The sequence below is a fragment of the Shewanella corallii genome (genome assembly GCF_023349125.1).
Lineage (GTDB): Bacteria > Pseudomonadota > Gammaproteobacteria > Enterobacterales > Shewanellaceae > Shewanella > Shewanella corallii.
Genome location: NZ_JAKIKT010000008.1, coordinates 34,519 through 45,926 on the forward strand (window position 1 = coordinate 34,519; position 11,408 = coordinate 45,926).

13 protein-coding genes are annotated in these 11,408 nt (G+C 50.9%); 9 read left to right on the top strand and 4 right to left on the bottom strand.

All coding sequences use genetic code 11. The features are described 5' to 3' along the window. The first annotated feature begins 51 nt into the window (after window positions 1-51). Complete coding sequence (locus tag L2725_RS17945) at window positions 52-210, top strand: YqaE/Pmp3 family membrane protein (RefSeq protein ID WP_249250219.1); 159 nt, start codon at window positions 52-54, stop codon at window positions 208-210. A gap of 356 nt (window positions 211-566) precedes the next feature. Here the strand turns inward: L2725_RS17945 and yqfB are convergent, their stop codons facing one another. Further along, the gene (gene yqfB / locus L2725_RS17950; protein WP_249250220.1) at window positions 567-872 is read right to left on the bottom strand and encodes a N(4)-acetylcytidine aminohydrolase; all 306 of its coding nucleotides are present in this window, start codon (window positions 870-872) and stop codon (window positions 567-569) included. Window positions 873-1,024: 152 nt separating this feature from the next. Here yqfB and L2725_RS17955 point away from each other — a divergent pair, with 152 nt between their 5' ends. After that, window positions 1,025-1,237, top strand: a complete 213-nt coding sequence (locus L2725_RS17955) for a DUF2986 domain-containing protein (RefSeq protein ID WP_115138215.1) — start codon at window positions 1,025-1,027, stop codon at window positions 1,235-1,237. A 64-nt stretch (window positions 1,238-1,301) separates the two neighbouring features. Here the strand turns inward: L2725_RS17955 and L2725_RS17960 are convergent, their stop codons facing one another. Both L2725_RS17960 and L2725_RS17965 read right to left on the bottom strand, forming a co-directional pair. Beyond that, the gene (locus tag L2725_RS17960) at window positions 1,302-2,744 is read right to left on the bottom strand and encodes an MATE family efflux transporter (protein WP_249250221.1); all 1,443 of its coding nucleotides are present in this window, start codon (window positions 2,742-2,744) and stop codon (window positions 1,302-1,304) included. 12 nt (window positions 2,745-2,756) lie between these two features. Continuing rightward, window positions 2,757-3,587 carry an ion transporter gene (locus L2725_RS17965; protein WP_249250222.1) on the bottom strand — a complete coding sequence of 277 codons (831 nt, stop codon included), beginning with the start codon at window positions 3,585-3,587 and terminating at the stop codon, window positions 2,757-2,759. A gap of 197 nt (window positions 3,588-3,784) precedes the next feature. Between L2725_RS17965 and L2725_RS17970 the strand changes: the two genes are divergently transcribed. The 7 genes from L2725_RS17970 to L2725_RS18000 all read left to right on the top strand — a co-directional run bounded on the left by L2725_RS17970 (window position 3,785) and on the right by L2725_RS18000 (window position 10,086). Next, a complete protein-coding gene (locus L2725_RS17970; protein WP_249250223.1) occupies window positions 3,785-4,258 on the top strand; it encodes a L,D-transpeptidase family protein in 474 nt (157 codons plus the stop codon). Window positions 4,259-4,275: 17 nt separating this feature from the next. Further along, a complete protein-coding gene (locus L2725_RS17975) occupies window positions 4,276-4,854 on the top strand; it encodes a VOC family protein (RefSeq protein WP_249250224.1) in 579 nt (192 codons plus the stop codon). A gap of 13 nt (window positions 4,855-4,867) precedes the next feature. After that, window positions 4,868-5,467 (top strand): DUF938 domain-containing protein, encoded by a 600-nt coding sequence (locus L2725_RS17980; protein WP_115138210.1) that lies wholly within the window; start codon window positions 4,868-4,870, stop codon window positions 5,465-5,467. Between the two features lie 115 nt (window positions 5,468-5,582). Beyond that, a complete protein-coding gene (locus L2725_RS17985; RefSeq protein ID WP_249250225.1) occupies window positions 5,583-6,428 on the top strand; it encodes a D-hexose-6-phosphate mutarotase in 846 nt (281 codons plus the stop codon). Window positions 6,429-6,436: 8 nt separating this feature from the next. Then, the gene (locus tag L2725_RS17990) at window positions 6,437-9,553 is read left to right on the top strand and encodes an intermembrane phospholipid transport protein YdbH family protein (RefSeq protein ID WP_249250226.1); all 3,117 of its coding nucleotides are present in this window, start codon (window positions 6,437-6,439) and stop codon (window positions 9,551-9,553) included. Between the two features lie 19 nt (window positions 9,554-9,572). Next, window positions 9,573-9,755, top strand: coding sequence for a YnbE family lipoprotein (locus tag L2725_RS17995; RefSeq protein WP_240317127.1), 183 nt, complete (start codon window positions 9,573-9,575; stop codon window positions 9,753-9,755). Between the two features lie 13 nt (window positions 9,756-9,768). Next, window positions 9,769-10,086: a YdbL family probable chaperone protein gene (locus L2725_RS18000; protein ID WP_115138206.1), complete on the top strand. Its 318-nt coding sequence runs from the start codon at window positions 9,769-9,771 to the stop codon at window positions 10,084-10,086. A gap of 2 nt (window positions 10,087-10,088) precedes the next feature. Here the strand turns inward: L2725_RS18000 and L2725_RS18005 are convergent, their stop codons facing one another. Continuing rightward, on the bottom strand, window positions 10,089-11,255 hold the full coding sequence (locus L2725_RS18005) for a DUF418 domain-containing protein (RefSeq protein ID WP_249250227.1): 1,167 nt from the start codon (window positions 11,253-11,255) through the stop codon (window positions 10,089-10,091). Between the last annotated feature and the right edge of the window lie 153 nt (window positions 11,256-11,408).

Below are 11,408 nucleotides of genomic sequence, written 5' to 3' on the forward strand. Positions count from 1 at the left end.
ATCGGGCTTTATGATAACTGTGCTTAACAAAATTAAAACAAGGAGAAAACCATGAACAAGATTTTGCTGATTATTCTGGCTATTTTGCTACCGCCTGTTGCGGTATTTGTGAAAAAAGGTGTGGGACAGGACCTGATCATTAATATCATCCTGTGTGTGCTGTTTTTTGTACCCGGGGTCATCCACTCCCTGTGGGTCATCACCCGCTGACGGCATGTAAGCCGGTGTGAATGGCACTGGACACCGTACTACGGCCAGCAAGATTGTTGGCCGTTTTATGTTTAAGCCTGTGAGTCGCCGTAATGTGAATAAGGAAAGTTAATGATGAGGAGCGACTAAAAGGAGGTGCTCAATTGGATCTGATTAACACGATTGGCCGGAAGTTGATAATCACCTCTTACCCTGTTTTGCTGCTCATTAGCCTGTTTAAATCGGGGCAGCTAACCGGAAGCGTAATCTATAGCGCGGACATGTCATTGTCATCCCTGACAATGCTGGATTTTTGCTGGCCATTGCTGACGGTGATACTGCTGGCAATCTTGCCTAAAGTCAGCAAGGTCCGATAACTAACAAAGCTCGAAGCTAATCTTATACAAGTGAGTGATGCCGGGATAGATCTCCTGAATCACCTGTTTAAGCTGCTCCAGAGTCATATTCTCCTGGTGCGCTTCCTTATCCGACAAGCCATCAAACTCCACTTCCTGCACCGCAATAATTCGGATATCGCAAAACCAACGGTCGGCCTCAAGAGTATGTACCGGCAGGGTCTGACCAGCTATCACCCCGGATTCACTTTCATCCCTCAGGGTAATGGTTTTACGGCCGGCCAGAATGTCCGCTTCAAATCGCTCAAAAAATGTTATCTTATGCATTGGCTGTGTCATGGTTATACCCACTGTAGTTTGTGCCAAAGCTGGATTATATGACGACAATTCAGTCCCGCATATGACAATGATCTGTCATTAAGGTAGAATGCGCGCCCAACGCAGTCGACCGCCCCGAAAAGCCGGTCCAGGAGTACGTCGTGAACAAGAAACAGAAGTTACTGAAACAGATGGCCAAGCGTGCCAAGGCCAGAGAAAACAAGAAAGAGAAGCCGAACCCAAGCTCTAAGGTAAAGCCAAGATATATCTCCAAAGCGGAGCGTGCCAAACTGGAAGCTTTGGCTGCCGAGGAAGCGAAACAGCAGGAAGAACAAGGTCAGGCCGACGCAACCCCATCTGCAGAGCAGGAATAAGTTCACCTCTGATCATTAAGCCCCGTTCCCGGGGCTTTTTTGTTTCAGAATTTCTGTGCTTTCCCTATTTTTTATCTTCAGCGTCACCGGCATCAGCCAACTGCATCTGCACACAGGATGAAGACAAGGCACTGGAACTGGCAGGCGTGAGATCATCAAACTCCTCCTCCACTTCCGGCTCATGGGCTTTGCGCACCTTCTCAACCAAACGGTAAGCGGTATATACGCCAGCCAGGCCAAACACCACAGAGCCCAGCGCCTGCCCCAGCAGCACACCATGCACTCCGCCCCAAAGGCCACCCAGATAGACAAATGGAATGGTCCCCAGGGTTGCCTTACCTACATTAAAGAAGGTGGAGTATTTAGCCTTGCCGAGATTGTTGAATGACGCATTGGCGACAAACAATATCCCGTTAAAAATAAAAAAGACGGCGATATAGGTAAGGAAAAAGCTGGCAATATCAGCGCTTTGCCCCGAAAGGTCAAAGGCGTAAATCAGAGGGCCGCGGCACAGCAGCAGGATCAGCGACATCAACAATACATAAGCAGTACAAAACTGAATAGCCCGGGTCAGGGTTTCCCGCACCCTGTCAAATGACTGAGCCCCAAAGTTCTGGCCGACAATGGGCCCTATGGCGCCGGACAGGGCAAATATCATTCCAAAGGCTACCGGAATAACCCGTCCAACAACGGCCCACCCCGCGACATAGGCATCGCCATATTCTGCCACTGCCCGGGTCACCACGGCATTGCCAATGGGGGTAGCAATATTGGTGAAAATGGCAGGAATGGCGATAGCCAGTATCGGTCTGAGGTCTGCTTTAAAGTCAGGCCAGCAGAAGCGGCCCAGTAGCTTGTGTTTGAATATTACGCCCCGGGCAGATACTAGCAGCACAGAGAGCCTCGCCAGTACGGAAGCCACTGCCGCCCCTTCTATTCCCATGGCAAACAGGAAAATAAAGATAGGGTCCAGTACCGCGTTTACGCCGCCACCAGCCAGTGTCGACATCATAGACAGTTTGGCATCGCCCACGGCCCGAAGGGCAGCGCCAAGTGCCATGGCCAAACAGATGAAGGGCAAAGATGGCACCAGAATATAGAGATAATCCTCCGCCAGCGCCTTGGTCTTGCCGCTGGCTCCCACCAACTCCAGCAGATGGGGGATGTTCCAGGTCACTATGATAGAAAGACACACAGAGGTGACCAGAGTCACCAACGCTGCGTTGAGCAGCAGGCGTCTGGCTGCAGTAAAGTCTTTCTGGCCTATGGCTTTGGACACCACTGCTCCGAGGGCAATAGAGAGTCCGATACCGATTGAAGTAGTGAAAAACGAAATGGTTCCCGCATACCCTACCGCGGCAGCCAGTTCTTCCTGTCCCAACAGACTGAGGAAGAACATATCCAGCAAATCCACTATAAACAAGGCTGAGATCCCCACTGCGGCGGTGGAACTCATTACCCAGATATGGCGCATTATGCTGCCACTGACAAACTTGGCTTCGCCCATGTAATTCCCTTTTTAGATATCTTCCGGTAACTCACCACCACAGCGATTACAGTAATGAGCTTCGGGGTCATGCCCGGTTTTCAAACAATTTGGACAGCGGCGCAGATCGCGTCTGTGCACCATCTGCTGATGTATTTCCGCCGTTACTATGCCGCTGGGAATGGCAATAATGGAGTAGCCCAGCAGCATGGTCAGAGCGGCTATCGCCTGACCGAGCGCCGTATGCGGCGTAATGTCACCATAGCCCACAGTGGTAATGGTCACTATGGTCCAGTACATAGACTGAGGAATCGAAGTAAAGCCATTCTCCGGTCCTTCCACCGCATACATTATGGTGCTCAGGACCATGACCAACAGGCTGATAGAGAAAAAGAACACAAAGATTTTGCGGCCGGACAACTTCATCGCCCGCAGCAGCATATTACCTTCACTCAAATAACGTATCAGCTTAAGTACACGGAAGATACGGAAGAGCCTCAGTACCCGGATCAGCAGCGCCATATGTGCGCCCGGGAAGATAAGCTCCAGGTAGCTGGGCAGAATTGAGAGCAAGTCCACCACACCATAGAAACTGCGCATATATTGCAGTCGAGCTGCCGAGCAGTAAAGGCGAAGGGCATATTCAATGGTGAAGATGACGGTAAAAAACCACTCCAACATCATGATCTGCTCACCATATTCCACCTGAACATGGCCTATGGTTTGTAGCAATACCAAGGCCACACTCAGCACAATGCAGATAATCAGCGCAATGTCGAAATACCTGCCTGCCCGGGTGTCTGTGCCAAAAATAATGGTTCTGAGTCGCAGTCGTAACACACTGTCATCAGCTTCTTTGGTCATACACTTAACCTGTCTACATGGTTTCTTTGTCATAAAAACTGCCGATACTTTAAACCAATACGACAGAATATGTGACCTTTGTCCGGAAATTCCCTGCAGGCTTCAAGTTAAGAAAATCAACAGGAAACGAGAGTCAGCGGGATTAATTAGTGTAAGATGCAGCGATAAAATACCGCGCCCAGCCCCGTGGAGACGAAATGCGCACACTGCTTTGCCTGTGTATCCTGATAGTAAGTTTGCCGCTGCAGGCAGTGGATCTGGTGGTGGTTCAAAAAGCGGACCGCACCATGACGCTGTACGACGGTAACCGGGAGATAAAACGCTACCATATCGCCATGGGTGACTCGCCTGCGGGACACAAGATCAAAGAGGGAGATCAGCGAACCCCTCAAGGCCGCTATATTCTGGACTACAAGAAAGAAGACAGCGCCTACTACCGCTCAATTCATATTTCATACCCCAACGCAGCAGATCGTCTGCGCGCCAAAGCGCTGGGTGTAAGCCCCGGCGGCCAAATTATGATCCACGGTGAAAACCCCAACTCGGAACGCTCGCCAGAGGAGCAGCAGGCATTCAACTGGACTAATGGTTGTATCGCCGTTACCAACAAAGAGATGGATGAACTGTGGCAACTTATTCGGCCCGGCACCCCCATTGAAATTTGGCCCTGAACACCTGAGATAAAATAATGACCGACACAAAGTTAACCCTGGATACCCTGATGCTGACCTGGCAGGATTTTGCCGGCCGCATTCAGGCCTTTACCGCAGATTTGGGATTGGCTGAGCTGGAACTTGAATGCGACCACGTCGCTTTGCGGGTAAACAGTGCCGACACAGCACAAGCTCTGGCCGATGCCTTCGAAGCCAGGGGTGAAATAATCTCCAACAATATTATCAACGGTCGTCCAATACTGATTATCAAACTCCACCAGCCGCTGATACTTGGCGACCAGTCTGTGTATTGTGTCGAACTGCCCTTCCCCGGCGACAAGCTCTATCCGGTTGAAGGCTGGGAACATGCTGAACTGGTGCTGACGGTTGATGCCAAAGACTGTGATACTCTTGCGCAAGCCCTGATTAGCCGGTTGCCTGAAATCCAGTCGGTACTGGATGGTAAGCGTGATATCAAGGTCAAACTCAGCTCCCCAAAAGGTGAGCAGGAGCGCTTGCCCAACCCGACGATTGCCTTCAAGCGTGATGGCATCTGCGTCAAAGTTCATGCCCATACCATTGAAGCTGTGATTGCCAGCGAGCAAGCCGAGTAATAAGGAGATCCCAATGGCCTCATCCCTGCCCTTTTCCCAGGCCTGTGAAAACAACAAACAGCCGATCCTCGACGAGTTGAAACCAAGGCTGAAACAGGCGCTGAGGCTATTGGAAATCGGCAGCGGAACAGGCCAGCATGGAGCCTTTTTTGCTGCTAATCTGCCTGCGCTTGAATGGCAGATGTCAGATCTTGCTGCGAACCTGCCTCACCTGAGGCTGAGACAAAACCAGACAGAACGTGCCAACCTGCCAACAGTGGTTGAATTGGATGTTACCCGATCAAGGGGTGAGTGCAGGTACGATGCAATATTCAGCGCCAATACCCTGCATATTATGCCTGGCTCAGCTGTCCCGGATTTCTTCCTGTGTGCTTCCAGCCATCTCCATGCAAATGGCACATTGTTTATATATGGCCCTTTTCGCTATCAGGGTGAATACACTTCGGAGTCAAACAGGGAGTTCGACCAGTTTCTGCAAAGCAGGGATCCTCTGTCTGGATTGCGGGAAATGGATGAGCTGACAAACTTGGCAGATAACGCAGGTCTAAGCCTGATGGAAGACCTTCCCATGCCAGCCAATAATCGCATGTTGGTTTTCAAAAAATCTATCTAAGCCAATACCTTGATGAATTTTCATCAAGTGAAACACTTTTCTGCCCGAGTCGACTTATACCAACTGGCGTAAAGGGGTAAGCTTAAGCGGATTAGAGACACATTAAGGAGTTATCATGGGCTCTGTGACGACCAAAACCCATCCCAATGGGCTGGATTACGTTGAAATCAACACCGCACTTTGCAAGGCCCGCATCTTTATGCAAGGTGCGCAAATCGATTATTTTGAGCCAGCAGAAAAAGGCCCGCTGCTGTGGGTCTCTGAAGCCGATGACTATCAGCCGGGGAACGGGATCCGCGGCGGTATTCCAGTATGCTGGCCATGGTTTGGCATGAGCGATAAAGAGGGATTCCCGCAACATGGCTTTGCCCGGACCCGCATCTGGTCGCTGGAATCGGTCAAAATGCAAAATGAAGTGGCGCGTCTGAGATTTGTCCTTAATATCGACGAAGCTGACAAGGTTTTCTGGCCCCACAACACTCAGGTTGCCGTGGAGTTTGAACTGACAGATACACTCAAAGTCAGCCTCATCAACCGCAACTCTGGCGATGAGACAGTCACTCTGACTCAGGCTTTACATACTTACTTCCCTGTTGGCGATATTCATCAGTTGAAAGCGACAGGTTTCAGCGGTGCCAAATATATCGAGTTTGCCAAAGGTCCCTATCCTCAGGAAGGAGATGAAGTCAGATTCGATAGAGAAACTGACAGAGTTTATACCGAGCTGGGACAGGTTCAGCTGCTGCATACACCGGGCGGCACCATAGAAGTGAGCCGGGAAAACAGTCAGTCGGCAGTATTGTGGAACCCCTGGATTGACAAATCAAAGTGGTTGAGTCGTTTTAACGACGAAGACTACCTGACCATGGTTTGCCATGAAGCGGCCAACGTACTGGAAGACAAACTGGTACTGGAGCCGGGACAGGAACATTCTCTGACCACAAGCATTCGCTGGCTCTAGGCCCTTTGATGACAGGCAGAAAACTGCTGCTATGGCTGACCGGCATACTGCTGGCAGCCACTGTCATCTTGCTGCTCAACTATCAGTGGCTGACCAAAACGCTCGTCAATCAGGTACTTGACCCCCATCAAATCCAAATTCAACAGCTTGATTTCAAACTCACTGACCCAAATATCATTTCTGTTGACCGGTTACAGCTTGAAAACCGGGGAAATCAGCTCACCTTAACCGGCTTACAGCTAAAGCTTCCCGTCCCCTTCTACCAGTTCTCCATGGAGCAACTTGGCAAGACCGAAGTTAAACTGCAACGGCTGGATTTAAACCTGATCCGCCTGCCCCAGGCTTTGCTGACCCGCAAGAGCACAGACCCGGAAACGGCCCCCGGTTCCCAATCCGAACCTTTGCCCCCGCTGCCTTCAATTCAGCTCCAGCAAGCCAGACTCAATCTCGCTGGATTGCCCCTAAGATTTGAGAACGTTGGACTTGGAAGCATTAGTTTTGAGAACGTTAGATTTGAAGAGGTTGGCTTAAACAGCAGCCCCGCAGATACAGGGGAAGACAAAGCTCAGCGCAGCGCTGTCAACAGCATCAGGTTTGCAGGTGATCTTTATCCAGCCTACTTACCAAATTCTCAGCAAGCGCCACAGCAGCCATTAATACAATTAACCGGTGAACTGAGCCGCTCTGCGGTGCATCTGGATGCCCAAAGTCCCCTTGGCCTGTGGAATCAAACGCTACAGCAACTTGAGGAGCACCCACTCCTCACAGCCTTAATCCCGGCACCAACAAGGGAAATACTTGAGGCTGTCAGTGAATTACAGCTCGAAGGGGATGCCCATCTGGATCTTGATTATCAGTTTGATGAACAGCTGCTGTTAACAGGACAAGTCAGGTCATTGTCTGTCTCCGCCCCTCTGAATACTCTGGTTGCCAAATTTTCCGGGGCAGGTACACCCAAAGATATAGCCGGAAAAGAGCACAAACCCAGTGCCCGCCAAGACGCCTCGGAAAATGCTGAAGTTATCTCCCTCAGTTCAGACAGTATCGAATTTTCGCTGGGCTCAAGCTCACAGGACTCAGCCAAGGGTACAGGTACCAGCACCACGCTATCGCCCGGCAGCCTAAAGCTGAATAACGCCTTCGCTCTGCTGCCTCAATCAGATAACTGGCTGTCTGTCGCTAACAATCTGGAGTTGAATAGCAGCAGTGAACTTCAACTTACCTGGCAGCAACCAATACAGATTTCCCATGCCGTTGAGGAAGATAACCGGACAAACACTTTCCTCAGAGTGCAAAGCCCGGGAGAGTTGCGGCTAAGTGCAGGCAAACAAGCTTTGTCGCTAAGGCAAACTGAACTCAGCTGCGCACAAGGTTGCAGTTTGAGCTCAGACTGGTACACCAAGATGCAGTTCCGGGAACTCAATTGGCCCCTTTACTTTTTTGCCAGCAACTCGGCTAAAAATAAGAGCACAGAGCCACCTGCACATTCATTACAGGCAAGTGCATCACAGTTAAACCAGTGGTCTGTCAAACGGGGCAAACTCGAAGGAGAAGGCAAAGTCACCGCGAGTTTTAACCCAGAGAAGAGTGCTCAAAAGCAAGCTGACACTCCACAGCCCGCATCTTCCCAACTGCTCTTGAGTGCAAATCTGCAACTGGATGCAAACCAGCTTGATGGTGCAATGGCTGAGAACAAGCAGAGACTGTCACTCACCTCCCCCTCTCTGAAAGCTGAGCTGAGTCTGGGCATGGATGGCGATAAACTGAGTCTGCATAAGCCTCAGTTTGCACTGTCCACACAGGGTTTTAGATTCATCTCATCAAACCGGGAACTTTCCGGCGTCGCTGAACTCAGTGCCAGTGGTGAGCAACTCGCCCTGTGGCAACCGCTGGACAAACAGGCACCACAGGTCATGTCATTGAATATTTCAGCCCGGGAGTTGAAGCTCAGTCAGCAAGGGGAGCTCTGGAACCTGCCTCTTACCAGCCTGAAACAGTCTCTGCAGTGGCAACCCACAGAGACAGGCCATGCAGGACAACTGACCACCAGTGAGAGCTGGCAAATTGGCGCCCTGCCTGTCACCAGTCACCACCAGCTAGAGAGTCTGGGCCAACAGAATTGGCGTCTTAACGGACAATGGCAAAACCAGAGCCTGCTGCCCACGCTGGAGCAGCTGCTGGCCTCCACTGTGCCCGCGGAAATGTGGAAGCAGTATCGCCCCAGAGAACTTAGCCTCAGTGGCATGCTAGAAACCCAGGTGTCAGGCCAGGCGAATTTAACCCTGCCAATCCTGAGCCGCCCTCTTCTTGGCAAGGATAAGGTTGAGCGTCAAGCGCGGAAGATGCAGCTTGGCCAATGGCAGCTTAAGCTTGCCCCGACGCTGAATCTGGTTCAAGTCAGCAAAGGCGCTGTCAGCGCTGAAAATGGCAAAGTGTCAGCAGTATGCCAGCTTTCCTCCGGCTCAAATTCAGTTAACTGTCAGCAATTGGCTGTGACACTGGAAACCTTGAATCCTGGGCTACCGATCAACGACATTACACTCGATGGCAAAATGGATATTGACACCCTGGGCGATGGGGGCGAACTGAATATCAAAGGTCGAGGCGAGCTGTTGGGTGGTGAGTTTTTATTGCCTCAGTTTAACCTGAGCCGCAACGATACCTCCCATGCTTATTTGGTACTGCAGGGATTAAGCTTGCCGCTATTGCTGGCGTTACAACCACTGGAAGGGGTCACCGCAACCGGAATTTTTGATGGTGTTTTGCCAGCTAAAATTGAAAAGGGCAAAGTCAGTGTTAATGGCGGTCGCCTCGCCGCCAGAGCGCCAGGGGGGCTGATTGCGGTGACCGACAACCCAACTGTGCTGTCACTCAGACAATCTCAACCACATCTGGATTTTGCATTTAATGCGCTGGAACATCTGGAGTACAACACACTGGCCAGCACCTTTGATATGCAACCCGGGGGGGAAGCCGAGCTGAAGGTTCAGGTTAAAGGCCGCAGTCCCGGCATAGAAAGACCTATAGAATTCAACTACAACCATGAGGAAAATCTGCTGCAACTGTTGCAAAGCCTGCAAATAGGCAACACACTGCAACAACAGCTGCAAGACTCACTCGAATAGGGGAATTTCAGTGAATGTAATCACCAAGACGTCGACACTTGTTCTACTGCTGCTGGCAGTGGGAGCCTGTACTCCAACGGTCAAAATTGAGCCCCCGGACAAGCCCATAGTGATAGACCTTAATGTCAAGGTTGAACACGACATCCGCATCAAAGTCGACAAGGAGCTGGATAGCTTGTTGACTGATAAAAGCCTGTTTTAAAAGGAGTCCTGATATGAAATATCTTGCCGGCCTGATGATAAGCCTGATGCTGTGTGCCAGTGCTTTTGCCATGACACTGCAGGAAGCCAAGTCACAGGGATATTTGGGTGAGCAACTTAATGGCTATCTGGGCCAGGTGGTTGCCAACAGTGACGCCGCCGCTGTGATGCTGGAAGTGAATACCAAGCGTAAAGCTCAGTACCAAAAAATCGCCAAACAAAATGGCGTAAGTCTGGCTTTTGTGGAGCAGCAAGTTGGTGCTAAGGCGATTGCCGCAGCCAAGTCAGGAGAATTTATCCAGAGCGCTCAGGGTAGCTGGGTTAAGAAATAACCCTAATTGCGTTTAAGCAGTGGCGGCAGAGTCCACCAGGTCAATGCCCGCCACAGCCACTCCATAGGTCCTTGCCTGAATACCGCCAGCCACAATCCACTCACGACAATCTGCATCAAGCCTATACACACAGCCACCAAAAACAGTGCCTCCCGGCCCAACTGCGCATACCAGCCAAGCCCATAGCCGAAAAAGATCAGCGCCATAATCAATGACTGCCCCAGATAATTGGTTAGCGCCATGCGTCCGACATTGGCCAGTGCTTTCTGCAGCTGTTTCCCCCTGTCTCCCCTCCCGAGCCAGAGGCAAAGGAGTCCAAGATATCCTAGGGACATGAGTGTCGACGCCAGAATATTGGGCACCAGCCCAAAACTGAACCAGGCGGACATGCTCCAACCCATATCATGATTCCACCAAAGCCCGAACAAAGACAATGCAAAACCGCCGCCCACTCCTGCAAATGCCAACCTTTGATAAAGCCGGACTGGCGCGCTACCGCTGAGCCACCCCAAACGCAGCAGAGCAACGCCGATACACATCATGGCAAATGCCTTGAGTGCCACAGAGAAAAACCAGTTCAACAACACGAAGTCAGCTCCGGCAGCCATTTCGCCACCATCCCAATTAGCCCCTCGCAGAAAATGCATCAGTTGTTGATAGTCACCTTGGTAGAAGGCTTTCATCGCAATTAGCTGCTCGGCATCTGGCGCAAAAAAAGCTCCCAGGTCCCGCCAGGCAGCATCGCCCAATACCTCGTGACTGACGCCATCCATGGTTCCCAGGAAAGCCGCGCCGACCAAACACAGGCCGGCGACGATCATTAAGTTCATCGCTCTGAGGTTAAGCAGAGGAAACAGCATAAAGCCGAGCATGGCATACAAAGTAAGAATATCGCCGTTCCAGAGAAACCAGGCATGGCTTATCCCGATCACCAATAACCACAACTGGCGTCTGATAAAAATGCCGCCTGCACTGCCCTGTTCGGTTCTAAGCTTGTCGCATAACAAAGCGGCCCCGGCCCCATAAAGCAGAGCGAACAGCCCCATAAACCTCTGGTCAAAAAACAGATAAGAAACAGCAAAGAAGGGGTAATTGAGAGGATTATCAGTATCCCATGACATGGGGTTCAAATAGGCACTCATGGGCATGGCAAAACTAATAATATTCATAAAGGGCAAGCCCAACAGTGCAAACCCTCTGATAATATCCAGACTCTCCAATCGCCCGCTAGGGTTTATACCCGTATTCAACTCTGTCCCTGCCAAACTCAAATCCCTCACTTTGAACCCCGACCATGCTTGCACAGTCAACCTTAGCTGTCG